20 protein-coding genes and 1 tRNA gene are annotated in these 24,017 nt (G+C 67.0%); 4 read left to right on the forward strand and 17 right to left on the reverse strand.

Features of this window, described 5'->3' with window-relative positions:
• Positions 1–306: 306 nt before the first annotated feature.
• Both tatA and tatC read left to right on the forward strand, forming a co-directional pair.
• Positions 307–576 (forward strand): Sec-independent protein translocase subunit TatA, encoded by a 270-nt coding sequence (gene tatA / locus B5X90_RS12825; protein ID WP_079553622.1) that lies wholly within the window; start codon positions 307–309, stop codon positions 574–576.
• A gap of 48 nt (positions 577–624) precedes the next feature.
• Complete coding sequence (gene tatC / locus B5X90_RS12830; RefSeq protein WP_179129140.1) at positions 625–1,419, forward strand: twin-arginine translocase subunit TatC; 795 nt, start codon at positions 625–627, stop codon at positions 1,417–1,419.
• 1,624 nt (positions 1,420–3,043) lie between these two features.
• Here the strand turns inward: tatC and B5X90_RS12835 are convergent.
• Positions 3,044–3,125: transfer RNA gene (locus tag B5X90_RS12835), tRNA-Leu, on the reverse strand.
• 205 nt (positions 3,126–3,330) lie between these two features.
• On the opposite strand from B5X90_RS12835, the gene B5X90_RS12840 reads away from it, so the two are divergent.
• Positions 3,331–3,936 (forward strand): ANTAR domain-containing response regulator, encoded by a 606-nt coding sequence (locus tag B5X90_RS12840; protein WP_018772478.1) that lies wholly within the window; start codon positions 3,331–3,333, stop codon positions 3,934–3,936.
• Between the two features lie 138 nt (positions 3,937–4,074).
• Here B5X90_RS12840 and pyk read toward each other — a convergent pair whose 3' ends face one another.
• From pyk to hisI, 11 genes are all read right to left on the reverse strand, one after another.
• Positions 4,075–5,577, reverse strand: a complete 1,503-nt coding sequence (pyk, locus tag B5X90_RS12845) for a pyruvate kinase (protein ID WP_079553626.1) — start codon at positions 5,575–5,577, stop codon at positions 4,075–4,077.
• Between the two features lie 69 nt (positions 5,578–5,646).
• Positions 5,647–7,104 (reverse strand): glutamate synthase subunit beta, encoded by a 1,458-nt coding sequence (locus B5X90_RS12850; protein ID WP_079553628.1) that lies wholly within the window; start codon positions 7,102–7,104, stop codon positions 5,647–5,649.
• Positions 7,097–11,713: a glutamate synthase large subunit gene (gltB, locus tag B5X90_RS12855; protein ID WP_079553630.1), complete on the reverse strand. Its 4,617-nt coding sequence runs from the start codon at positions 11,711–11,713 to the stop codon at positions 7,097–7,099. Before gltB ends, B5X90_RS12850 begins: the two co-directional genes overlap by 8 nt.
• 266 nt (positions 11,714–11,979) lie before the next feature.
• A complete protein-coding gene (lgt, locus tag B5X90_RS12860; RefSeq protein ID WP_079553632.1) occupies positions 11,980–13,266 on the reverse strand; it encodes a prolipoprotein diacylglyceryl transferase in 1,287 nt (428 codons plus the stop codon).
• A 3-nt stretch (positions 13,267–13,269) separates the two neighbouring features.
• Positions 13,270–14,103, reverse strand: coding sequence for a tryptophan synthase subunit alpha (trpA, locus tag B5X90_RS12865; RefSeq protein WP_079553634.1), 834 nt, complete (start codon positions 14,101–14,103; stop codon positions 13,270–13,272).
• Positions 14,100–15,464: a tryptophan synthase subunit beta gene (trpB, locus tag B5X90_RS12870; protein ID WP_079553636.1), complete on the reverse strand. Its 1,365-nt coding sequence runs from the start codon at positions 15,462–15,464 to the stop codon at positions 14,100–14,102. Before trpB ends, trpA begins: the two co-directional genes overlap by 4 nt.
• A gap of 127 nt (positions 15,465–15,591) precedes the next feature.
• Positions 15,592–16,410 (reverse strand): indole-3-glycerol phosphate synthase TrpC, encoded by an 819-nt coding sequence (trpC, locus tag B5X90_RS12875; protein WP_079553638.1) that lies wholly within the window; start codon positions 16,408–16,410, stop codon positions 15,592–15,594.
• A 2-nt stretch (positions 16,411–16,412) separates the two neighbouring features.
• Positions 16,413–16,700 carry an HGxxPAAW family protein gene (locus B5X90_RS12880; protein ID WP_079553640.1) on the reverse strand — a complete coding sequence of 96 codons (288 nt, stop codon included), beginning with the start codon at positions 16,698–16,700 and terminating at the stop codon, positions 16,413–16,415.
• A 113-nt stretch (positions 16,701–16,813) separates the two neighbouring features.
• Complete coding sequence (locus B5X90_RS12885) at positions 16,814–17,494, reverse strand: Trp biosynthesis-associated membrane protein (RefSeq protein ID WP_179129141.1); 681 nt, start codon at positions 17,492–17,494, stop codon at positions 16,814–16,816.
• Positions 17,494–19,071, reverse strand: a complete 1,578-nt coding sequence (locus tag B5X90_RS12890; protein ID WP_079553642.1) for an anthranilate synthase component I — start codon at positions 19,069–19,071, stop codon at positions 17,494–17,496. Before B5X90_RS12890 ends, B5X90_RS12885 begins: the two co-directional genes overlap by 1 nt.
• 124 nt (positions 19,072–19,195) lie before the next feature.
• On the reverse strand, positions 19,196–19,639 hold the full coding sequence (gene hisI, locus B5X90_RS12895; protein ID WP_079553644.1) for a phosphoribosyl-AMP cyclohydrolase: 444 nt from the start codon (positions 19,637–19,639) through the stop codon (positions 19,196–19,198).
• A 177-nt stretch (positions 19,640–19,816) separates the two neighbouring features.
• On the opposite strand from hisI, the gene B5X90_RS12900 reads away from it, so the two are divergent.
• Positions 19,817–20,461, forward strand: a complete 645-nt coding sequence (locus B5X90_RS12900) for a TIGR03085 family metal-binding protein (RefSeq protein ID WP_079553646.1) — start codon at positions 19,817–19,819, stop codon at positions 20,459–20,461.
• A gap of 103 nt (positions 20,462–20,564) precedes the next feature.
• On the opposite strand, the gene hisF is transcribed toward B5X90_RS12900, so the two are convergent.
• The 5 genes from hisF to ribA all read right to left on the reverse strand — a co-directional run bounded on the left by hisF (position 20,565) and on the right by ribA (position 23,978).
• Positions 20,565–21,341, reverse strand: a complete 777-nt coding sequence (gene hisF / locus B5X90_RS12905) for an imidazole glycerol phosphate synthase subunit HisF (protein ID WP_079553648.1) — start codon at positions 21,339–21,341, stop codon at positions 20,565–20,567.
• 79 nt (positions 21,342–21,420) lie between these two features.
• Entirely contained in the window at positions 21,421–22,263 is an 843-nt protein-coding gene (gene hisG, locus B5X90_RS12910) for an ATP phosphoribosyltransferase (RefSeq protein WP_028277039.1), read from the reverse strand.
• Positions 22,264–22,367: 104 nt separating this feature from the next.
• On the reverse strand, positions 22,368–22,631 hold the full coding sequence (locus tag B5X90_RS12915; RefSeq protein ID WP_018772463.1) for a phosphoribosyl-ATP diphosphatase: 264 nt from the start codon (positions 22,629–22,631) through the stop codon (positions 22,368–22,370).
• A 153-nt stretch (positions 22,632–22,784) separates the two neighbouring features.
• Positions 22,785–23,270, reverse strand: a complete 486-nt coding sequence (gene ribH / locus B5X90_RS12920) for a 6,7-dimethyl-8-ribityllumazine synthase (RefSeq protein ID WP_079553650.1) — start codon at positions 23,268–23,270, stop codon at positions 22,785–22,787.
• 45 nt (positions 23,271–23,315) lie between these two features.
• The gene (gene ribA, locus B5X90_RS12925; protein WP_143264750.1) at positions 23,316–23,978 is read right to left on the reverse strand and encodes a GTP cyclohydrolase II; all 663 of its coding nucleotides are present in this window, start codon (positions 23,976–23,978) and stop codon (positions 23,316–23,318) included.
• Positions 23,979–24,017 lie beyond the last annotated feature (39 nt).

A 24,017-nucleotide genomic window follows, 5' to 3' on the forward strand; every position in this document is an offset into this window, starting at 1 on the left:
TGGCGGCGTTTGAAAAACTGACCGACGTGGTCATGAACACTTCCAATGGCTTCGGCAGGGCCTTTCTTCCCCGGGAACGGTGGTCTTCATCCAGTGGCCGGCTACCCATGGGAGCCGACCTGCGGTTGGATTCGTTGGTTATGGAAGGTGACAAGGATGACGGTGCCTCCCTGGTGACCAGATCAGTGCGCTGCCTTGGGCGGCGGGACACCCGATTGCAGGAAGGGGCCGGTCCCTTAGTGGGTGATTGTCCGGCGGGGGAGACGGCACGGCATAGAATTTCTTTCAACGAAAGGACCTCGTGACATGAGGCTTGAAGGCTGGCATCTCATCATTATCATCGTTCTGGCACTGGTGCTGTTCGCTGCGCCGAAGCTGCCGGGCATGGCCCGCAGCCTGGGCCAGTCAATGCGCATTTTCAAGTCGGAAGTCCGCGAAATGAAGAAGGACAGCACCACCGACGCCAAAGAAGGCTCCGAGCAGGTCGATGGCCGGGTCATCAACCCAGCGCAACACGGCGCGCCGGAAAGCCGCACGGTCGACAAAACTGACGTTCCGCGGTCGACCCGCGTCTAAGCCCCCCTGACCGAAGCCATGAGCAGCCGATCGAACCCCGAGGGGAGGATGGCGCTCCTCGACCACTTTAAAGAGCTGCGCAACCGGCTCTTCAAGTCGGCGATCGCCGTCGTCTTTGGGACGGTCGTCGGTTTTCTGGTCTATCAACCCCTGCTGGCGGCGCTGATCAAACCGATCCGCGATCTGAATCAACATGAAGGCCGCCAGGCCACCCTGAACTTTGACGGCGTGGCGAGCTCCTTCGACCTGATGATCCAGGTGTCGGTTTTCCTGGGCCTGATCATCGCCAGCCCGGTCTGGCTCTACCAGCTGTGGGCCTTCATCGTGCCCGGGCTGCACAAGAAGGAACGCCGCCTGGCGCTGTCCTTCGTGGCGGCGGCCGTGCCGCTGTTCGTCGGCGGCGTCCTGCTGGCCTGGATGGTGCTGCCGAACGCGGTGCGCGTGCTGACCGAGTTCACGCCGTCGGGCGGCTCGAATTTCATCAGCGCCGAGGTCTACCTGACCTTCGTGCTGCGGTTGATGCTGGCCTTCGGCATCGCCTTCCTCCTCCCGGTAATACTGTTCGGGCTGAATCTGGCCGGGCTCATCAAAGGCCAGCAGCTCCTCAAGAGCTGGCGCATTACTGTGTTCTTAGTGTGCCTGTTCGCCGCGATGGCCGCGCCCGGCGCCGACGCCACGAGCATGTTCTACCTTGCCGTCCCCTTGCTGGCGCTGTTCTTCGCCGCGATCGGACTCTGCATGCTCAACGACCGCCGGCGCGAGCGACACGCCGTCAAACGCGCCGCCGAGACCGAAGCCACCGCCGACCAGGCAACCCCCGGATCAGAACTGGAGAATCTCTAGCCCCCGGGAGCTGGGCATGGCTTCGCGGATTCCCGAAGCCCTAGCAGCTTTGGGTGGGACGTCGTGGGGTTTACACATCCGATGCTAAGGCGCGGGTGCGGGAAGCCCCTCCGATGATGGGATCCGCCCCCAAGGGAGCACGTTCCGCGATGGGCCGTGGCGCCAGCGCATTTTTGGTGAGCTTCTTTGTGGTTCGCCACACGTAGGCCGCACTCAATCAGCGTCAGGCTTAGGTAGTCAGGGTGATTCGCCAAGGCCCGCCACGGTTCGTGCGCCATCTGTGTGGCATCGACGCGTTCACCCTTCAGGTATGCCACTAATTGCACAGAAGCCCCCGTTTCTGCTGCTGATATCTGGGAATCAATTTATCGCCTGCCCCCGACGTCCCCTCCATCAGGGCCACTAAGGTGTTCCTCCTGCCCCTCACGAAGGGCAGGAGGAACCATTCCCTTACTTCCCGGGCGGAGCCTTTCAAGTGCGAACCAGGCGCACGACACGACGGTTCGACGGCTCGTGCAGAAGCACGAGCAAGGCCAGCGGGGACGTTCGCGAGCAAGGGAAGAACATCCAGGTCATCCTCCACAATGCCTCGAATCGTCTGCAGTCTTCCGCTTCCGGCCTCGCAAACCCCCATAGGCGATCTCAACAAACGATCCTTTATCGAGACCGGGGAACCGACCTGTCAGGCGTTTGAAAGCCCCTTGCTTCGCAGCGGTTCTAGAGAACGATGGCGCTCAACAACGTGTCTCATTTGGGACTATCTCATCTAAAGGAAAAGTGACCTTTGATGCCCCCGGCGCGCACCCTGACACATCGCCCTGCACGACCTGGTGAGGAACAACGACACGGCCGGCCTCCTCGCGATGCCGCAGAGGTAGAGCACCGACCCATCTACAGGGATGTTCCAGAACGTTAGAGCTGGAACACATCTGGCTGAGCCTGCTCTTCATTTGGTCCATATCAGGACGTCGAGTATCAGGGCGGACCAATCGGCGGAACAGCCCGGCGGAGTGCCAGATGAGAGGACGGCAGCACAGGGAGTAACTGCCCTGCGTCCACTCAAGGTGCCAGTTATCGGTCCACTCTTGTCTGTCCGTCATGGCGCGCTCCTCCCCTCCCAGGGCCGACTTCGCTGGTGTCTTTCCGTCGGCCGCTAGGCGGCTTTCCTGCGCGGTCAGGACACAATGCACCGCCAGCAACCCCCAAAATCGCTACGTCAGTCTTCCGCCCGGCGATCAAACAAAGCAGACGTCAGTGTGGACACTGTCCACACCCTCATTGGCAGGACAAAACTCGGCACGAGACACTGGTCCGCACGCCTAAGACCGCCTACCGGTCGGATCCCGTAGCGAGATCGCTGAAGTCATGTTGTTCCCGCTCCCCCGGCGCATGGATAGGTATAGGCCACCCGGGCCCACCCGACAAAACGGGAAGGAGGAAGCGCTAGAACCAGTCACAGCAGACGGACGGCCTACCAGCCATGGTCATGAACCCGCCACCCCACACACCTGCACAGGCTTCACGACAGCCAGGCCACAACCCGCAAACCAACCCGTCAGAGCGACGAAAATCAAGCTTTGTCAACACGTTAAAGCAAAAACCCCTCTGACGAGGGGATATGCTGTGCCCGAGGTGGGACTCGAACCCACACACCTTTCGATACCGCATTTTGAGTGCGGCGCGTCTGCCAATTCCGCCACTCGGGCGCGGAGTACACCGGTGTAACAATCAGCCTGCCACAGTGCTGTGAGCAACGCGATCGCTTCCAGTGCGCGAAATTACTCTACATGCAGATAGGCTGAATTCCAGAATCGCGCCAGTGACGCCGCATCGAACCAAACCGGTCCAAGTACATTGGCGGACAAAACCTATGATGGTTGAGTTCCCGCCGTACCTTTCCAAGGAGTTCCCGTGTCAGAACAGACGGAGTCAACCCCCACTTCCCAGCCGGCGCGCCGCGTTGTCGTCGCCGAGGATGAGACCCTCATCCGCCTGGACATCATCGAGATCCTGCGGGGCGAAGGCTACGACGTCGTCGGCGAGGCGGACAACGGCGAAAAAGCCGTCCAGCTTGCCGAGGAGCTCAAGCCCGACCTGGTCCTGATGGACGTCAAGATGCCGGTCATGGACGGCATCTCGGCCGCTGAAAAGATCGTCAAGGCCCGGATCGCCCCCGTGGTCCTCCTGACCGCGTTCAGCCAGAAAGAGCTCGTGGAGCGCGCCCGCGACGCCGGCGCCATGGCGTACGTGGTCAAGCCGTTCACCCCGGCGGACCTCATCCCGGCTTTGGAGATCGCGCTGTCCCGCCACGAGGAAATCAAGGCCCTCGAGAGCGAGGTCACCGACCTGCAGGAGCAGTTCGCCACCCGCAAGCTCGTGGAGCGCGCCAAGAGCCTCCTGACCACCAAGATGGGCCTGACGGAACCGGAGGCCTTCCGCTGGATCCAGAAGACCTCGATGGACCGCCGCCTCAGCATGCGCGAGGTCGCCGAAACCATCATCAACCAGGTGAACTAGCCGTCCGACGGCGCCGGCCTCGCTCCGCGGCCGGAAGCAGCGCAAGCGAAGCGCCAAGCGCCAGGCACCAAAGCAGCAAAAAGGGAGGATCCCCGCCAACCGGCGGGGATCCTCCCTTTTGCATTCAAGTTTTCGGAACTAGGCCTGGACCCGGTTCTTCTTCTTCTTTTCCGGCCACGGGCCGAGCTTGTCCTTGGCCACGGCCGCTTCGCCCTGGCTGCCGATGTCGGCGAGGTCGCCCACCTTGTGGACCTTCAGCAGGTTCGTTGAACCGGCCTTTCCGGGAGGGGAACCGGCGGCGATGACCACCAGGTCACCGTCCTCGACGACGTCGAGTTCCAGCAGGCTGCGGTCAACCTGGGCCGTCATCTCGTCGGTGTGGCCCACCATCGGGACCAGGACCGGCTGGATGCCCCAGGTCAGTGCGAGCTGGTTCCAGACGTGCTCCACCGGGGTGAAGGCGAAGACGGGCCTGATGGGGCGCAGCCGGGAGAGGCGGCGTGCCGAATCACCGGACTGGGTGAAGGTACAGATGTACTTCGCTTCCAGCTGGTCGGCGATCTCGACGGCGGCCCGGGTGATGGCGCCGCCGCGCGTCTTGGGCTTGGTGCCGAGCGGGGGGACGCGCTCGAGGCCGTGGACCTCAGTGGACTCGATGATCCGGGCCATGACCTTGACGGTCTCGATCGGGTACTTGCCCACGCTGGTCTCTCCGGAGAGCATGACAGCGTCGGCGCCGTCGAGCACCGCGTTGGCGCAGTCGGAAGCCTCGGCGCGGGTCGGGCGCGGGTTGTCGATCATGGACTCGAGGACCTGGGTGGCCACGATGACCGGCTTCGCCCAACGGCGTGCCAGTTCGATGGCGCGCTTCTGCACGATCGGCACCTCCTCGAGGGGAAGTTCCACACCGAGGTCGCCACGGGCCACCATGATGGCGTCGAAGGCGTCGATGATCTCGGGGAGCTGCTCCACGGCCTGCGGCTTCTCGATCTTGGCGATCACCGGCACGCGGCGGCCTTCCTCGTCCATGATCTCGTGCACGCGGACGATGTCCGAGGCATCCCGGACGAAGGACAGGGCAACCATGTCCACGCCGCGGCGCATGGCCCAGCGCAGATCGTCCTCGTCCTTTTCGCTCAGCGCCGGCACGTTGACAGCAACGCCGGGCAGGTTGATGCCCTTGTTGTTGGAGACCCAGCCGCCGACAATCACCTGGGCGACCACCTTGACGTCGTCGACGTCGATCGCGCGGAGGGCGACCTTGCCGTCGTCGATCAGCAGGGCGTCACCGGGGTTGACGTCCTCCGTCAGGCTCTTGAGGGTCGTGGAGCAGATGTCCTTGGTGCCGGGAACGTCCTCGGTGGTGATCGTGAACTGGTCACCGACCTCCAGGAGGTGAGGGCCGTCGACGAAGCGTCCGAGGCGGATCTTCGGGCCCTGCAGGTCGGCCATGATGGCCACGGCCTTGCCGAGCTGTCCCGCAGCCTTGCGGACGTTCTCGTACGTGTTGTCGTGCACGGAGTAATCGCCGTGGCTCATGTTCATGCGTGCCACGTCAACGCCGGCTTCCAGCACGGCCAGCGTGTTGTCAAAGCTTGCGATTGCCGGTCCGAAAGTGGCCACGATTTTAGCGCGTCTCATATACCTACCCTACTGGTGTGTTGCATGGATTAAGTTGAAGTGCGGATGAATCCCGGAGGTCCTGTGGGACTACAGAACAGCCATCGCACGGTCGGTCGGCGCCACGGGTGCCGGCAGAATGGTGCTGCCCATCAGGAACTTGTCCACCGCGGCGGCGCAGGCGCGCCCTTCGGCGATGGCCCAAACGATGAGCGACTGGCCGCGGCCGGCGTCGCCCGCGACGAAGATGCCTTCAGTGTTGGTCATGTAGTAGCCGTCGCGTGCCACGTTGCCGCGGCCGTCAAAGTCGGCCTGGACCTGGTCGGTGATCCCTGCCGGCTCGGCGCCGGTGAAGCCCAGGGACAGGAAGACGAGGTCCGCCGGAATGATCCGCTCGGTGCCGGCCTTCGGCAGGCGCTTGCCGTCGACGAATTCGGTCTCCGCGACCTTGACGCCGGTGAGTTTGCCGTTTTCCCCGACGAACTCCACGGTGGAGGCGAGGTAGGTGCGTTCGCCGCCTTCCTCGTGGGCGCTGGCGACCTCAAACAAGGTGGGGAATGTCGGCCATGGCTGGTGGCCGGCCCGCTCGACGGGCGGCTGCTTGCCGATCGCCAGGGTGGTCACGGACGCGGCCTGGTGCCGGTGTGCGGTGCCGAGGCAGTCGGCGCCGGTGTCGCCGCCGCCGAGGATGACCACGTGCTTGCCCGCGGCGTTGATCTGGTTCTCCACGGTCTCCCCCGCCACCACCCGGTTGGCCGGCACGAGGTAGTCCATGGCGTAGTGGACGCCGTCGAGGTCGCGTCCCGGGATCGGCAGGTCACGCGGGACGGTGGCCCCGGTGGCGATGACGACGGCGTCGTACCGGCGGCGCAGCTGCTCCCACGTCACGTCGGTGCCGACGGCCACCCCGGTGCGGAACCGGGTGCCTTCGGCCTTCATCTGCTCCAGCCGGCGGTCCACCTGCTCTTTTTCCATCTTGAAGTCGGGGATCCCGTAGCGCAGGAGGCCTCCGATCTTGTCGTCGCGCTCGTACACGGCCACGGTGTGGCCCACCCGGGTCAGCTGCTGGGCAACGGCCAGCCCGGCGGGGCCGGAACCGACGACGGCGACCGTTTTGCCGGTCAGGCGCGCGGGTGGCAGCGGGTTGACCCAGCCGTTCTCGAAGGCCTGGTCCACGATCGATACCTCGACCTGCTTGATGGTCACGGCGGGCTGGTTGATGCCCAGCACGCAGGACGCCTCGCAGGGTGCGGGGCACAGCCGGCCGGTGAACTCGGGGAAGTTGTTGGTGGCGTGCAGCCGCTCCATCGCTTCCTCGCCCTTGTCCCGCCAGACGAGGTCGTTCCATTCCGGAATGAGGTTGCCCAGCGGGCAGCCCTGGTGGCAGAACGGGACGCCGCAGTCCATGCAGCGGCCGGCCTGGGCCTTCAGGACACCCTTCTCCTGGGCCTCATAGACCTCTTTCCAGTCCATGATGCGGACCGGGACGGGACGGCGCGGCTGGGTTTCACGCTGACGTACTTTCAGAAATCCGCGTGGATCAGCCACCGGTCACCTCCAGGATTCGAGACCAAACTTCTTCGCCGTCGGGGTCCAGGCCCTCTTCGATGGCGTCAAGACGGGTTTGCAGGACTGCCGCGTAGTCGCGCGGCAGCACCTTGGTTATGCGGGCTGCGGTGTCATCGAAGTTCTCGAGGAGCCGTGCCGCGAGCAGCGACTCGGTTTCCTCGAGGTGCTTCACGAGCAGCCCGTGGACGATGTCGCGGTCCTCGGCGTCGAGCTCGCGAAGCTGCAGCTCGCCTGACTCGAGGGCCTGCTTGTTGACGCGTTCGGTCTGCAGGTCCAGCACGTAGGCCGTTCCCCCGGACATGCCGGCGCCGAAGTTGCGTCCGGTCCGGCCGATGATGAGCGTCTGGCCGCCGGTCATGTACTCGCAGCCGTGGTCCCCGATGCCTTCGACCACAGCGGTGGCGCCGGAGTTGCGGACCAGGAAGCGTTCGCCCACCTGGCCGCGGAGGAACAGCTCACCGCTTGTGGCGCCGTAGCCGATCACGTTGCCGGCGATCACGTTGCGCTCGGCCGGGAACACGTTGGTGCGGTCCGGCCGGACGATGATGCGGCCGCCGGAGAGTCCCTTGCCGACGTAGTCGTTGGAGTCGCCGAACATGCGCAGCGTGATGCCGGCCGGCAGGAACGCCCCGAGAGATTGACCCGCGGTGCCGTTGAGGGTGATGTCAATGGTGTCGGTGGCCAGGACGTCGGTGCTGAAGGTCTTCGTCACGACGTGCCCGAGCATGGTGCCGACGGAGCGGTCCGTGTTGATGACGTCCACCGAGATCTTTACCGGCGTGCGGTCGCTCAGCGCTTCGGCCGCCATGGCGATCAGGCGCTGGTCGAAGTGCTTGTCGAGTTCGTGGTTCTGGCCGGTGAGGTTGCGCAGCGGCGCGTCGTTGTCGAATTCGAGGCCGTGCAGGATCGGATCCAGGTCCAGCCCCTCGGCTTTCCAGTGGTTGATCGCGTCGCGGGAGTCGAGCATTTCGGCATGGCCGATCGCCTCCTCGATGCTGCGGAAACCCAGTTCGGCGAGGATTTCGCGGACCTCCTCGGCAAGGAATTCGAAGAAGTTCACCACGAACTCGGGCTTGCCGTTGAACCGGGAGCGCAGCTCGGGGTTCTGGGTCGCGACGCCCACCGGGCACGTGTCCAGGTGGCAGACGCGCATCATGATGCAGCCGGAGACCACCAGCGGGGCGGTGGCGAAACCAAACTCCTCGCCGCCGAGCAGCGCGGCGATCACGACGTCGCGGCCGGTCTTGAGCTGGCCATCGACCTGCACCACCACACGGTCGCGCAGGCCGTTGAGCATGAGCGTCTGCTGCGTCTCGGCGAGGCCGAGTTCCCACGGGACGCCGGCGTGCTTGAGCGAGTTCAGCGGCGAGGCGCCGGTACCGCCGTCGTGTCCGGAGACCAGCACGACGTCGGCCTTCGCCTTGGTGACGCCGGCCGCCACGGTGCCGATCCCGACCTCGGAGACGAGCTTGACGTGCACCCGGGCCGAGGGGTTGGCGCGCTTGGCGTCGTAGATCAGCTGCGCGAGGTCCTCGATCGAGTAGATGTCGTGGTGCGGGGGCGGCGAAATGAGGCCGACGCCGGGCGTCGAGTGCCGCGTACGGGCCACCCAGGGGTAGACCTTCTGCGCCATCAGCTGGCCGCCTTCGCCGGGCTTGGCACCCTGGGCCATCTTGATCTGGATGTCGTCCGCGTTGGACAGGTACAGGCTGGTGACGCCGAAGCGGCCGGAGGCGATCTGCTTGACCGCGGAACGGCGGGTGGGATCGAGCAGCCGGTCGACGTCCTCGCCGCCTTCACCGGTGTTGGACTTGCCGCCCAGCCGGTTCATGGCGATCGCGAGGGTCTCGTGGGCTTCCTTGGAGATGGAGCCGTAGCTCATGGCGCCGGTGGAGAACCGCTTGACGATGCTGGAAACCGGTTCGACTTCCTCGAGCGGCACCGCGGGACGCGAACCGGCCTTGAATTTCAGCAGACCGCGCAGGGTCATGAGGTTCTCGGACTGGTCGTCAACGCCGCGGGTGTAGGCCTTGAAGATGTCGTAGCGGCGTTCACGCGTGGCGTGCTGGAGCCGGAAGACGGTCTCGGGGTTGAACAGGTGGGGTTCGCCGTCACGGCGCCACTGGTACTCGCCGCCGCCAAGCAGGGGCTGGTGCGGCAGTTCGATGCCGTTCTCGGGGTAGGCCATGCGGTGCCGGGCCAGGACTTCGGCGGCAATGACGTCGAGGCCGACGCCGCCGAGCTGGGAGTGCGTGCCGGAGAAGTACTCGTCCACGAGGTCCTGGCTGAGGCCGAGCGCTTCGAAGGTCTGGGCACCGGTGTAGGAGGCCACGGTGGAGATGCCCATCTTGGACATGATCTTCAGGACGCCCTTGCCCAGGCCCTTGATCAGGTTGTAGACGCCGTCCTGCGGGGTGACCCCGACGACGTCGCCGGAGGCGATGAGCTGCTCCACGGATTCCATGGCCAGGTACGGGTTCACGGCGGAGGCGCCGTAGCCGATGAGCACGGCGACGTGGTGGGTCTCGCGGACGTCCCCGGCCTCCACCACGAGCGCCGTCTTGGTGCGGTTGGCGCTGCGCAGCAGGTGGTGGTGCACGGCGCTGACCAGCAGCAGGGACGGGATCGGGGCCCACTGGGCGTTCGAGTCGCGGTCTGAGAGCACCACGTACTGGACGCCGCGGTTGATGGCGCCGGAGACCTGTTCGCAGATTTCGGTGAGCCGGGCCCGGAGGGCGTTCTCGCCGCCTTCAGGGCGGTAGAGTCCGCGGACCTTCATAGCGACCTTGCCGCCGTCGGCGCTCTCGATGTTCGCGATCTTGGCGAGCTGGTCGTTGTTGATCACGGGGAACGGCAGCGAGACCTGCGGCTGCCGGACCTGCTTGGTGTCGAGCAGGTTGCCGTTCGGGCCGATTGCGCACGTCAGGGACGTGACGAGCTCTTCACGGATGGCGTCCAGCGGCGGGTTGGTGACCTGCGCGAAGGACTGCACAAAGTAGTCGAAGAGCAGCCGCGGGCGCTTGGACAGCACGGCCACCGGTGTGTCCGAGCCCATGGCACCGAGCGGCTCGGCGCCGGTGCGGGCCATCGGGCCGAGCAGGATCTTCAGTTCCTCGGTGGTGTAGCCGAAGGTGCGCTGGCGGATGTTGACCGACGCGGCGGTGTGCACGACGTGCTCGCGTTCGGGCAGGTTCTTGAGGTCGATCAGGTTGTCCTTGACCCATTCGGCCCAGGGGTTCGCTGCGGCAACCTCGGCCTTGACCTCGGCGTCGTCGATGATCCGGCCGGCCCCGGTGTCCACCAGGAACATCTTGCCCGGCGAGACGCGGCCCTTCTTGACCACCTTGGAGGGTTCGACGTCGATCACGCCGACTTCGGAGGCGAAGACGATCAGGCCGTCCTCGGTGATCCAGTACCGGCCCGGACGGAGCCCGTTGCGGTCCAGCGTGGCGCCGACCAGGTTGCCGTCCGTGAAGGAGACGGCCGCCGGGCCGTCCCAGGGCTCCATGAGCATCGAGTGGTATTCGTAGAAGGCGCGGCGGGCCGGATCCATCGTGGCGTGGTTTTCCCACGCCTCCGGGATCATCATCATGATCGAGTGCGTGATGGGCCGGCCGGAGAGCCAGAGCAGTTCGGCGACCTCGTCGAAGGAGGCCGAGTCGGAGGCGCCCGGGGTGCAGATCGGGAACAGCTCTTCGGGCGAGTCCCCCAGCAGCGGACTGGAGAGCTGGGACTGCCGGGCCCGCATCCAGTTGCGGTTGCCCTTGACGGTGTTGATCTCGCCGTTGTGCGCGATGGTGCGGAACGGCTGGGCCAGCGGCCAGGACGGGAACGTGTTGGTGGAAAAGCGCGAGTGGACGATCGCGAGCTTGGTCTTGAAGCGCTTGTCCGACAGATCCGGGTAGAACGGTTCGAGCTGCGCGGTGGTGAGCATGCCCTTGTAGACGATGGTCCGGGAGGAGAGCGACGGGAAGTACACGCCGAACTTGTTCTGGGCGCGCTTGCGGATCCGCCAGGCGCGGGAGTCGAGCTCGTTGCGCTCGAGGGTTTCCCCGGTGCTGGAGGCGAAGAAGGGCTGCGAGAAGTACGGCATGCAGGCCCGGGCCATGGCCCCGACCAGGTCGGCCACGATCGGTACTTCGCGCCAGCCCAGGACGGTCAAGCCCTCGTCCGCGGCGAGGCCTTCGATGCCGGCGCGGGCGGCGTCGGATTCGCGCTGCTCGGCAGGCAGGAACGCGGTTCCCACGATGTACTGGCCGGGGGCCGGAAGTTCAAAGTCCGTGACTGCGCGGAAGAATTCGTCCGGCACCTGCATCAGGAGGCCGGCGCCGTCGCCGGTACCTTCATCGGCGCCGACGGCACCGCGGTGCTCGAGGTTGCGCAGGGCGGTCAGGGCGGCGTCGACGATGTCGTAGCCAGGCTCGCCGCGGAGCGTGGCGATGATGGCCAGGCCGCAGGCGTCCTTTTCGTTCTCCGGGTTGTAGAGTCCGGCAGCGGCCGGAATCGCCGCGAAACGGCTGAAGGGTGACGCGGCAGCCGAGGGCTGGTCCGGATCGGACCAGCTGGGGCTGTGAAGAGTTTGGGTCATTGGAGACGTCCTTCCTCCTGATCGTGCGTATGGGAGGGACAACATTGGCCCCACTCGGCACGCCGGTGTGACGGGCGCAACAGAGTGTTTTTCTAACTGGAATTGTAGGCCAGCCCGGCCTCCTGTACTAACAGTTACGCAGGTGCTGGCCCGGGCTTGCATGGACAGCTTCGATCTGCTGTCCACGGCAAGCCCTCTTGCCACGACGCTGTGGAGTCGGGTCCGGTGAGCGGTGGCTCCGGTCAACCCGAAGTGCCGGCGCCGAGCTACTTGGTGCCCTCGGCCTCCGGCGCGGTTCCAGTTCCCTGGCGGCCGGAAACTCCGGCTGCCGGAGCTCCGTTGGCGGGCGCGGTGCCGCCCGTAGAGTCCTTGTCCGCATCCTCGGATGCGCGAACTGGTCCGCTTTGGTTATTCCGGAGATTAGCACGGGATTCACTATCTGAGACAGCGGCGTCCGAATGGCGGATGGTTGCCGCGTCCGCGGGAACGGTGGCGCGGTCGGCGACGGCGGCGCGGTCAGCGCTGTCGGCCTCGGTGGCGCGGTCGGCGTCGTCGGGGTCAGTGGCCTCAGCGCCCGGCTTTGACTTTGCCGCCTTTGTCTCAGCCGCCTTTTCCTCAGCCGGCACAGTCTCCCCCGGCTTTGAATCCGCCGGTGCGCGGCCGGGGAGGAACGGGGTGTCCGGCTCGGAGCGCTTGCGCAGTCCGAGGAGGATGAAGGCGAGAAGGGCTCCGGCGAAGACGATGATGCTGGTCCAGACGTTGAGCCTGGTGGTGAGCCCGAAGAGGGTGATCTGTTCGGCGTCGTCGATCCGCATGGCCTCGATCCAGACGCGGCCCAGGGTGTAGTACATGGCGTAGACGCAGAAGAGGCGGCCGCGGCGGAAGCTGAATTTGCGGTCCAGGGCCAGCAGAATCAGGACGCCGGCCAGGTTCCACAGCGACTCGTAGAGGAACGTCGGGTGGAAGAGCGTGTCCGTCGGCATGCCGGGCGGGAAGTTCGGGTTGTTGGGATCGATCTGCAGTCCCCACGGAAGCGTGGTGGGGCCGCCGAAGAGTTCCTGGTTGAAGTAGTTGCCCCACCGGCCAATGGCCTGGGCCAGCAGCAGTCCGGGGGCCGCGGCGTCCATGAAGGCGCTCAGCTTCACCCCGGCACGCCGGCACCCGATCCAGGCGCCCACCGCGCCGAGCACGACGGCGCCCCAGATGCCCAGGCCGCCGCGCTGGATCTGCGGAATCAGGGAAAGGTCCCCCGTGCCGTCGAATCCCGGGCCGAAGTAGGCGTCCGGAGAGGAGAACACGTGGTACAGCCGTCCGCCGATAATGCCGAACGGGATGGCCCAGATGGCGATGTCCCAGACGCTGCCCTCGGGGGCGCCGCGGCGTGCCCAGCGGACCGAGGTCAGCCACAGGCCGGCAATAATGCCGGCGAGGATGCACAGGGCGTAGGCGTGGATGCGCAGGGACCCCCACGGCAGCGGGATGTCGAATCCGGACCAGCTGGGGCTCGGAATGCTCGCGGGAATCATCGCCGCCGCGTGGAGGACTGACTGCATTGCTTACGCTTCTTCCTTGGTAAGGCCGGTGCTGAGGTCTTTCGTCAAGGAGGCTACCGCATCCACGCCGCCGTCCCGGATGGCCGCGACGAGGGCGGTGCCGACAATCACGCCGTCGGCGTACTCGGCGATCTCGCGGACGTGGCTGGCGGTGGAGACCCCGAGGCCCACGCAGACGCGTTCGGCGCCCGCGGCGTGCGCGGCGGCGACGACGTCCTTGGCCGCGGAGCTGACCGAGGTCCGGGCGCCGGTGACGCCCATGATGGAGACGGCGTAGACGAAGCCGCGGCTGGCGTCGACCGTGCGTTTCATGCGTTCGGGCGAGGACGAGGGCGCCACGAGGAACACCCGGTCCAGGCCGTACTTGTCCGAGGCCGCCATCCATTCGGCGGCCTCGTCCGGAATGAGGTCGGGCGTGATGAGCCCGGCGCCCCCGGCCTCGGCCAGGCGGCGGGAGAACTCGTCCACGCCCATCCGGACCACGGGGTTCCAGTAGGTCATGACCAGCACGGCGGCGTCGGTCTTGCTCGTGATGCCGCGGACGACGTCGAAGACCTCCCGGACGTGGAAGCCCTTCGCGAGGGCTTCCGTCGTGGCCGCCTGGATGACCTGTCCGTCCATGACCGGGTCCGAGTACGGGATGCCGATCTCGATGAGGTCGGCGCCGTTCTCGGCCAGGGCGATGCCGGCGGCAATGGTGTCTTCAACGCTCGGGTAGCCGGCGGGCAGGTAGCCGATCAGGGCCGCCCGGCCCTGGGCGCGGGCGCCGTCAATGGCGGCGGCCGACTTGCTGGCGTGCTGCGCGGTGTGCTGGGTGCCGTCCTGGCTGGTGCTCACAGCTGTTCCCCCTCTTTGGCGATTTCGGCTTCCGGTGAGTCCTTGTCCAGCAGGTCGAACCATTCCGCGGCCGTGGCCACGTCCTTGTCGCCGCGGCCGGAGAGGTTCACGATCACGATTTTCTCGGAGGCGTTGCCTCCCGTGCCGGCGGCCGCGTCTGCGGCGAGCCGCTGGCCCACCTTGATGGCGCCGGCGAGGGCGTGGGCGGACTCGATGGCGGGGATGATGCCCTCGGTGCGGCACAAGAGGCGGAAGGCCTCCATGGCTTCGCTGTCCGTGATGGGCTCGTAGCTGACCCGGCCGATGTCGGCGAGGTAAGAGTGCTCGGGGCCGACGCCGGGGTAGTCCAGGCCCGCGGAGATCGAGTGCGACTCGATGGTCTGGCCGTCGTCGTCCTGCATGAGGTAGGAGCGGGCGCCATGCAGCACGCCGGGCTTGCCGAGAGTGATGGTGGCCGCGTGGCGTCCGGTTTCGACGCCCTCGCCGCCGGCCTCGAAGCCGTAGATCTTGACCGAGGGGTCATCGAGGAAGCCGTGGAAGATGCCGATCGCGTTGGAGCCGCCGCCGATGCAGGCACAGACGGCATCCGGCAGCCGGCCCGTCTGGTCCAGGATCTGGGCGCGGGCTTCCTCGCCGATGACTTCGTGGAAGTAGCGGACCATCGCCGGGAACGGGTGTGCCCCGGCGGCGGTGCCCAGCAGGTAGTGCGTGTTGCCCACGTTTGCGACCCAGTCGCGCAGGGCCTCGTTGATGGCGTCCTTGAGCGTCTGGGATCCGTTGGTGACCGGGATGACCGTGGCCCCAAGAAGCTCCATGCGGGCCACGTTGAGGGACTGCCTGCGGCAGTCCTCGGCGCCCATGTAGACCACGCATTCCAGGCCCAGCAGGGCTGCGGCCGTGGCGCTGGCCACACCGTGCTGACCGGCGCCGGTTTCGGCGATGACGCGGGTTTTGCCCATGCGCTTGGCGAGCAGCGCCTGGCCCAGGACGTTGTTGATCTTGTGCGAGCCGGTGTGGTTGAGGTCTTCGCGCTTGAGGAAGATCCGCACCCCGCCGGCGTGCTCGGCGAAGCGCTTGGCCTCGGTCAGGAGCGACGGGCGGCCGGAGTAGTTCTTGTTCAGCTCCGCGATCTGGGCCGTGAACGCCGGATCGGCCTTGGCCTTCTCGAAGGTGTCCTCGAGCTCGTCCAGGGCCGCGATGAGCGACTCCGGCATCCACCGGCCGCCGTAGTTCCCGAAGTAGGGCCCCGGGGCGTGGCGCAGGGACGGTTCGCCCTGCGCGGGATGCTCCGCGGGGCGGCCGCCCTGCAGGAACGCGTCCACGGCACTTTCGTCAGAGCCGGCTGCTGGTGCATCGACCATCAGTCTCACCATCCTGTTCCACTGCTAGCTTTGGGGATCTGCTGATGAGATCCGCTCATTGGTCCGGGCAAAATCGCGGGCCCGGCACCGCTCACGGTCCGGACGGAGGCGCCAGGACCGGCCGGCCTCAGGCGCGCGCGGCGATTGCCGTTGCGCCGGCAGCCATGAATTCGGCGATCCGTTCGCGGGGCGTCGCGTCACTGACCAGCGCCTCGCCGACCAGGACCGCGTTGGCTCCGCGGGCCGCATAGTGCTTGACGTCCTCGACGTCGCGCACACCGGATTCGGCGACCACGAGCGCACCGGCGGGAATGCCGCCGGTCAGCGCCGCGAAGACGGAACGGTCGACGTCGAGCGTCTTGAGGTTGCGTACGTTGACGCCGATGATCCGGGCCTCCGCGGCGACTGCGCGCTCGATTTCCTCCGCCGTATGGGTCTCGACCAGCACGTTCATGCCGAGCTCGCGGCTGAGGGCCGTGAATTCAAGCAGCTGGGCGTCCGAGAGCGAGGCCACGATCAGCAGGATAAGATCGGCGCCGTGCGCCCGGGCCTCCCAGATCTGGTATTCGTCAACCATGAAGTCCTTGCGCAGCAGCGGGATGTCCACGGCGGCACGGACGGCGTCGAGATCGGCCAGGGAGCCGCCGAAGCGGCGCTCCTCGGTCAGGACGCTGATCACGGCGGCCCCGCCGTCGGCGTACTGCGCGGCGAGGGACGCGGGATCGGCGATGTCCGCGAGCCGGCCCTTTGACGGGCTGCGGCGCTTGACCTCGGCAATCACCTTGAGCTGGTCCCGGGTGCTTGAGGTCCCGCCGAGGGCGGCCCAGGCGTCACGGGCGGGCGCCGCCGCGGCGGCGCCCTCCTTCAGCTCCGCGAGCGTGACCAGACGCTGGCGCGCATGCATATCCTCCCTGACACCGGCATTGATGTCGTCGAGAACGCTCACGCTCAGTGGCCGGAGTTCTTCAGCTTGCTGCCGCCGACGCCGTAGCCGGCCTTGCGCATGACCCAGCCGGCGAGCAGGCCGATCACCATGACCGCCGCACCTGCAACGAAGATCGGGGTGTTGGCGATGACGAAGGCGATGGACGCAATGAGGGCGCCGATCAGCATCACGATTACGCAGGTCCACGCGGCCGGGCTGTTGCCGTGGCCCGGCGCTTCGCTGTGATCGACGTCGTCGTAGACGCCCTTCGGCGCAGCGGACGTGGATGCGGAAACAGTGGCTTTGCTCATTGAAATCTCCTCAGGATGAATACTGCTTACATTCTGCCATTTTTTGGCGGTGTGTTTTGGCCGCGTTGCCCGTCGTGTGGCTGGCCGCGTTGCTGGCCGCGCCCGTCACCGGCTCAGGTGGGGTCGTCGCCGCGGGACAACCGGTCCCAGCTGTCAATCTCGTCCGCGGGGGCGGCCGGCGCCTTGCCGCCAGCTGCGGTCCCGCCCGCGGCAGGCCTGGCGGAGGCCGCGTCATATTTGGTGCGGCTCTTCCAGTAGCGGCCGGCCGGCACGATCGCCAGGGCGCTGAGGCCCAGCAGGGCACCGGCGACGACGGCGAGGACGGGGAACACTGTGACGTCCACCTGCACGCTGCTGCCGCTGATTCCAGTGGCGGCCGCGATCGATCCCTGCGCCGCGGCCAGCGGGTCCGCCAGCACGACGGCTGCCGCGGCGACGATGCCCGCGGCCGCGAGGAGGATGATCGCCGTGATGACCCAGCGGGCCACGCGGCCGGCGATGGAGGCCGCGAGGCCGCCGGCGAGGGCCACAAGCGCCAGGGCTGTCACGGTGGTGGCAGCCTTGCTGCCCTGGACCTGCAGGCCGTCCTGGCTGGCCACGGCCGCGCCGAGCTGCGTGGGATCGAGGTGCACGGTGAGCCAGGTCTGGGTGGTGGTCCCGAACACCGCAAGGGCCAGGGCAGCGATCACCAGGACCAGGGTGGACTTCCGGGCCCAGCCCGGGACGGCGGACCGCTTGGTGCTCTTCACAGTGGTCTCCACGGTGTTCTTGGCGGTGGCTTCCGGCTCCCCCATCAGGACTCGGCTCCTGAATCGGGCACCGAGTCAGTGACTGCGTCACCGTTGATGTTGTGCAGCGACCTGGCCGTGTGCACGGCGCGCAGCGGGGCGGCGGCCTTGTTCACGGTTTCCTGGGCCTCGGTCGGGTTCACCGAATCTGCGACGATCCCGCCGCCGGCCTGGACGTACGCGCGCCCTTCCCGGAGCAGGGCCGACCGGATGGCGATCGCCATGTCCATGTCCCCGGCGAAGTCCAGGTACCCCACCACGCCGCCATAGATGCCGCGCCGGTGCGGTTCAAGTTCATCCAGCAGACGCAGGGCCCGCGGCTTCGGGGCACCGGAGAGGGTGCCGGCCGGGAACGTTGCCTTGAGCACGTCGTAGGCCTTGGCGGACGGGGCGAGCTCTCCGACCACGGTGGACACCAGGTGCATGATGTGGCTGAAGCGCTCCACCTCCATGAACTGCGTGACGTCGACGGATCCCGCCACGCAGACCTTCGAGAGGTCGTTCCGGGACAGGTCGACCAGCATCAGGTGCTCGGCGCGTTCCTTCTCGTCCGCCAGCAGTTCCTCGGCCAGGGCCTTGTCCGCCTCCACCGTCTTGCCACGCGGGCGTGAGCCGGCGATGGGGTGGGTGATGACTTCGTCCCCGGTCACCGTGACGAGGGCCTCCGGCGAGGAGCCGACGATCGTGTATTCGCGGCCGGCGGCGTCCTCGAAGCTGAAGAGGTACATGTAGGGACTCGGGTTGGTGTTCCGCAGGACCCGGTAGACATCGAGGGGGTCGGCGCCGCACTCCATCTCGAATCGGCGGGAGATCACCACCTGGAAGACCTCACCGTCCACGATCGCCTCCTTGCCGCGGTCCAGGGCCGCCAGGTACTCGGTTTCGTCCCAGCGCTCCTGCACACTGGACGCGAAGTCCAGGGCGGCCGTCTCCAGCACGGAGACCGGCTGCTCCACGGGGCGGCTGATCTTTTCGAGCAGGGCTTTGACCCGGGCGACGGCGTCATGCCAGGCGTCGTCGACCCGTTCAGTGCTGTTGTCGAAGTTGATGGCGTTGGCGATCAGCAGGACGGTGCCGTCCATGTTGTCGTGGACCGCCATGTCGGTGACCAGGTTGAGGGCCATTTCCGGCAGTTGGAGATCGTCTTCCGGCGGGCTGGTCAGTTTCTCCCAGTGCCGGACGGTTTCCCAGCCCAGGAACCCGACCAGGCCCGAGGTGAACGGCGGGAGGCCGTCGAAGCGCTCGGTGCGCAGCGCGGCGACGGTGTCGCGGATGGCGTCCACGGGGTTGCCGTCCAGGGGCACACCCACCGGGGGCTCGCCCAGCCAGTGCGCGCTGCCGTCCTTGGTGGTCAGGGTGGCCCGGGAGCGGGAGCCGATGAAGGAGTAGCGCGACCAGGCGCCGCCGACCGCCGCCGATTCCATCAGGAACGTTCCGGGCTGGCCATGGGCGAGCTTGCGGTAGAGCCCGATCGGGGTTTCGGCGTCAGCCAGCACCTTGAGCCGGACGGGGATGACGCGGCTGTGGCCTGCGAGTTCGCGGAACTCTTCGAGGCCGGGGCTGATGATTCCAAGGTCCTGCATGGCTGTGCTTTCCGCCTGTTCTTTAGGTGGACCTGCGACCGGATCCGGTCATGGGATCCTGCCTGGGGTCCGGTTCGTGAAGCTGTGGAAGCGCCGGGGCGCTCTGCCGGTGTGCCGGGGGCGCCTAGCCCCCGTGGCCAACGACGGCGTCGAGCTCGCGGCCGTCGAAGCACGTCCGGGTCCCGGTGTGGCAGGCCGCGCCGACCTGGTCGACCCGGACCAGCAGCGCATCGCCGTCGCAGTCCATGGCGAGCGACTTAACCCATTGCACGTGCCCGGAGGTGTCTCCCTTGCGCCAGTACTCCTGGCGGGAGCGCGAATAGAACGTGACGCGCCCGCTGGTCAGGGTGCGGTGCAGCGCCTCGTCGTCCATCCAGCCCAGCATCAGCACCTCGTGGGTGTCGAATTGCTGGACGATGGCGGCCACCAGGCCGGCGCTGTCGCGCTTGAGGGCGTCCGCCAGGCCGGCCGGAAGGGGGCTGCCGCTGACGGGGCTGCGATCGACGGCGCTGCCGTTAATGGCGCTGCCGTTGATGGGGCTGGGGGCGGAGGCGGGCTGCTCAGACATCAGATCAAGTCTAGTGCCTCCGGGCCCGTCGCCGGCCTGCGGGCAGGTCCCGCCGCTTAACACTGGCGCGCCAATCGGCCCGGCGCCGCCGTCCGGCGCTGGATGATGCGGCCGGGCACGGTTGCGGCGGCGATTCCTGTGCCCACGCACGGCCGTCTCGTGCTAGTTTCACAAGTGATGCATTTCGTCGAACCGTCCCGAGAAGTCCTGGCCGAAACCCTGCTGGCGGCCGGCCCTGATGCCGCCACGCTCTGCGCAGGTTGGCTCACCCGCGATCTTGCCGCGCACTTGTACCTGCGCGAACGGAAAATCGCCGTCGGACTGGGCCTGCTGATCAAGCGCCTGTCCAAGGCCTCGGACCAGGCGACGGCCGAACTGGCGCGCACCCTGAAGACCACCGAGGACTACGCCAAGCTGGTCAACGAATTCCGGGCCGGTCCCCCGGCGCTGTCACCGCTGCGGATCAAGGCGCTGGACGAAAGCTCCAACCTGATCGAGTACTTCGTGCACACCGAGGACGTCCGCCGCGCCGTGGACCGCTGGGCCCCGCGCGCCCTGGACCAGGCCTACTCGGATGCTCTGTGGGATGAGCTCGTCAAGCGGGCCGCGATCCTGTACCGCGGCGTGGATCTGGGCATCGTGCTGGTGAGCCCGTCGGGTCCGCGGCATGTCGCCAAGCGCGCGCCCGTGTCCGTGGCCATCGTCGGCGAACCGGGCGAGCTGCTCATGCACGCCCACGGCCGCACCCGCCACGCCCTCGTGACCTTTGAAGGCCAGCCGGACGCCGTCGCGCTCCTGCAGTCCGCCGAAGTCGGGCTCTAGGCGGCCCTTCCCCCCAACTACAGCAACGCGGGGTCACTTACCGCCCATAATCCCCTCCGGGACGGGCGCTAAGTGACCCCGCGTTGGTTTAAAGCGGGGGGGACTAGCGGACTTCAAAGCCTGCTTCGCGAATCGCGGCCTTGACCTGCGCAATCATGTCCAGCGGGCCGAAGTGGAAGACCGAGGCCGCCAGGACGGCGTCGGCGCCTGCTGCCACGGCCGGCGGGAAGTGCTCCGGCTTGCCGGCGCCGCCGGAGGCGATGAGCGGGACCTTGACCCCGGCCCGCGCCAGGCGGATCAGTTCTAGATCGAAGCCGTCCTTGGTGCCGTCGGCGTCGATCGAGTTCAGCAGGATTTCACCCACCCCCCGGTCGGCCGCTTCCCGCGCCCAGGCGATCGCGTCGATGCCGGTCCCCTGCCGTCCTCCGTGCGTGGTGACTTCAAAGCCGGACGGGGTGGGCTGAGAGCCCGGACGGGTCCGGCGCGCGTCCAGGGAAAGCACCAGGACCTGGGAACCAAAGTGCCGGGTGATCTCGTCGATCACGTCCGGCCGGGCCACGGCTGCCGTGTTGATGGCGGCCTTGTCCGCGCCGCAGCGCAGGAGTTTGTCCACCTCGGCCACGCCACGGACGCCACCGCCGACGGTCAGCGGGATGAAAACTTCCTCGGCGGTGCGGCGGACGACGTCGAACGTGGTCTCCCGGTTGCCGGAGGACGCCGTGACGTCAAGGAAGGTGAGCTCGTCGGCGCCGCTGTTGTCGTAGCGGTGCGCCAGTTCCACCGGGTCCCCGGCGTCGCGGAGGCCCTCAAAGTTGATGCCCTTGACCACGCGGCCGGCATCGACGTCGAGGCACGGGATGACGCGCACGGCAACAGTCATGACTTCTCCTGGTACTTGCAGGCGGGTATTGCTGGAGGTTCTTGCTGGCGGGACCCGGCGGGGCCCGGCGGATCCGCGCCTAGATGCGGCAGGCGTGGATGCTGCTGACCAGGATGGCGCGGGCGCCGAGGTCGTAGAGCTCGTCCATGATCCGGTTGGTTTCCCGCTTGGGCACCATCGAGCGGACGGCCACCCAGTCCGAATCGCGCAGCGGCGACACGGTGGGAGACTCCAGGCCCGGGGTGAGCCCGGCGGCCTGCTCCACGAGTTCCTTGCGGATGTCGTAGTCCATCAGCACATACTGCCGGGCCACGAGGACGCCCTGGAGCCGGCGGATCAGGACCTCCGTGGCAGGGTTCTGCTCGCCCTTGCGGCCAATGAGTACGGACTCCGAATTCAGGATCGGCTCGCCGAAGATCTCCATGCCGGCGGCCTTGAGCGTGGTGCCGGTCTCGACGACGTCGGCAATCGCGTCCGCGACGCCGAGGCGGACGGAGGATTCAACCGCGCCGTCAAGGCGGACCACCTTGGCGTTGATGCCGCGTGCGGCCAGGTAGCCGCGCAGCAGTCCATCGTAACTCGTGGCCAGGCGCTTGCCCTCGAGCTCGGCGACAGTGGTGAAGTCGCCCACCGGGCCCGCAAAGCGGAAGGTGGAAGCGGCGAAGCCCAACGGCAGCAGCTCCTCAGCCTCGACCTCCGCGTCGAGCAGCAGGTCGCGGCCGGTGATGCCGACGTCGAGCGTGCCCTGGCCCACGTACACGGCGATGTCGCGCGGGCGGAGGAAGAAGAACTCAATGTCGTTGTCCGGGTCCACCATGACAAGCTCGCGGGTGTCGCGGCGCTGGCGGTAGCCTGCCTCGGCCAGCATGGCCGCGGCAGCTTCGGACAGGGATCCCTTGTTCGGGACGGCAACTCTAAGCATGGGAAAAGTCTCTCTTGGGTGTGGAAGTCTTTGTGGGGGCACATCGGCCACGCGGTGCACGGGTTCCGCCAGCGAAATCATGGCGGTGTCCGGTGCGGGCGCGGCTACAGATGCTTGTAGACGTCTTCCAGAGTGAGTCCTTTGGCGAGCATCAGAACCTGCAGGTGGTAGAGCAGCTGGGAAATTTCCTCGGCGGCGGCCTCATCGGATTCATACTCGGCAGCCATCCAAACCTCGGCTGCTTCCTCCACGACCTTCTTGCCGATGCCGTGGACTCCGGAATCCAGTTCGGCGACGGTGCGGGAGCCCTCCGGACGAACGGCTGCCTTTTCACTCAGTTCTGCGAACAGCGACTCGAAATTCTTCACGCCCCCAAGCCTACTTGCTCCCGGCGCGGGAACGCCCGCCGGGGCGTTGCATGACGGCGGAGATGTGAGGCACTGCATATCCAGCACATCTAACACAGCCGGCGCGGGCGGCCAGGGTGGCGCCCGCACCGGCAAAAACTGCAGTTTGGCGGCTCAGCCGAACTGCTTGAGCGTCACTGCCGTGGCCAGGGCTGCGGTAACCGCCTCGTGCCCCTTGTCCTCGGTGGATCCGGGCAGGCCGGCCCGGTCGATCCCCTGCTGCTCGGTGTCGCACGTCAGCACGCCGAAGCCCACGGGGACGCCCGTGCGCACGCTGACCTCGGTCAGGCCCAGGGTGGCCGCCTCGCAGACGTATTCGAAGTGCGGGGTGCCGCCCCGGATGACGACGCCGAGCGCCACGACGGCGTCGAAGTGCGGTGCCAGCCGGGCGGCCGCGACCGGGAGCTCAAAGGTGCCGGGCACGCGCAGGACGGTCGGCTCATTGATGCCGGCGTCCTTCGCGGCGCGCAGGGCGCCGTCGAGAAGCCCGTCCATGATCTTGGTGTGCCAGCTCGCGGCCACAATGGCCAGCTTGAGCTGTGAGGTTTCTTCGGGTTTGAAGGTGCTGAGGTCGATCTGGGGGGCGCCGTGGCCGCTCATAGGGTATTCCTTGCTGTTGAATCTGGTGGTCGTGTTGCTGCCCGGTCAGTCCTGGTCGTGCTCGAATCCGGACAGGCCGGCGGCCGGAGCCGGTTCAACGTCCAGGACCAGGCGGTGGTCCATCCGGTCCTTCTTCGTCTGCAGGTAGCGTATGTTCTGCTCCCGGGAGGGGACCTCCGTGGGGACCATCTCCACCACCTTGACGCCCGCCTGCGCGAGCCGGTCCTGCTTGTCCGGGTTGTTGCTCAGCAGCCGGATCTCGTGGAGACCCATCTCCGCGAGGATCTGGGCCGCGGCCTTGTAGCAGCGCGCGTCGACCGGCAGCCCGAGCTGTTCGTTGGCCTCCACGGTGTCAAAACCGGCCTCCTGCAAGGCATAGGCCTTCATCTTGTTCGCCAGGCCGATCCCGCGGCCCTCCTGGCCGCGCAGGTACAGCAGGGTGCCGCCGAGTTCGTTGATCAGCTCGAGGGCATAGGCGAGCTGCTCGCCGCAGTCGCAGCGGTAGGAGCCAAACACATCGCCTGTGAGGCATTCCGAATGAAGACGGACCAGTGGTGCCTGGCCGTCTACCGGCGCCAACGGTGAACTGACTGCCAGGTGCTCCGCGCCGGTGGCGAGGTCGGTCCAGGCCTGCGCCACGAAGTTGCCAAAGGCGGTGGGCAGCTGGACGATGGGTCCTGCGCTGACCGGATGCGGTTGACGGGCCATGGCCGCCTCTTCTCGGGTCTCCGAAGTCGTCACTATTTC

The sequence above is a fragment of the Arthrobacter sp. 49Tsu3.1M3 genome, assembly GCF_900168135.1.
GTDB lineage: Bacteria > Actinomycetota > Actinomycetes > Actinomycetales > Micrococcaceae > Arthrobacter.

Coding starts and splice junctions, on each gene's coding strand:
- tatA (WP_079553622.1), top strand. CDS start 307: ATGAGGCTTGAAGGCTGGCATCTCATCATTATCATCGTTCTGGCACTG.
- tatC (WP_179129140.1), top strand. CDS start 625: ATGGCGCTCCTCGACCACTTTAAAGAGCTGCGCAACCGGCTCTTCAAG.
- pyk (WP_079553626.1), bottom strand. CDS start 5,577: ATGAGACGCGCTAAAATCGTGGCCACTTTCGGACCGGCAATCGCAAGC.
- gltB (WP_079553630.1), bottom strand. CDS start 11,713: ATGACCCAAACTCTTCACAGCCCCAGCTGGTCCGATCCGGACCAGCCC.
- lgt (WP_079553632.1), bottom strand. CDS start 13,266: ATGCAGTCAGTCCTCCACGCGGCGGCGATGATTCCCGCGAGCATTCCG.
- trpB (WP_079553636.1), bottom strand. CDS start 15,464: ATGGTCGATGCACCAGCAGCCGGCTCTGACGAAAGTGCCGTGGACGCG.
- B5X90_RS12880 (WP_079553640.1), bottom strand. CDS start 16,700: ATGAGCAAAGCCACTGTTTCCGCATCCACGTCCGCTGCGCCGAAGGGC.
- B5X90_RS12885 (WP_179129141.1), bottom strand. CDS start 17,494: ATGGGGGAGCCGGAAGCCACCGCCAAGAACACCGTGGAGACCACTGTG.
- B5X90_RS12890 (WP_079553642.1), bottom strand. CDS start 19,071: ATGCAGGACCTTGGAATCATCAGCCCCGGCCTCGAAGAGTTCCGCGAA.
- hisI (WP_079553644.1), bottom strand. CDS start 19,639: ATGTCTGAGCAGCCCGCCTCCGCCCCCAGCCCCATCAACGGCAGCGCC.
- B5X90_RS12900 (WP_079553646.1), top strand. CDS start 19,817: ATGCATTTCGTCGAACCGTCCCGAGAAGTCCTGGCCGAAACCCTGCTG.
- hisF (WP_079553648.1), bottom strand. CDS start 21,341: ATGACTGTTGCCGTGCGCGTCATCCCGTGCCTCGACGTCGATGCCGGC.
- hisG (WP_028277039.1), bottom strand. CDS start 22,263: ATGCTTAGAGTTGCCGTCCCGAACAAGGGATCCCTGTCCGAAGCTGCC.
- ribH (WP_079553650.1), bottom strand. CDS start 23,270: ATGAGCGGCCACGGCGCCCCCCAGATCGACCTCAGCACCTTCAAACCC.
- ribA (WP_143264750.1), bottom strand. CDS start 23,978: ATGGCCCGTCAACCGCATCCGGTCAGCGCAGGACCCATCGTCCAGCTG.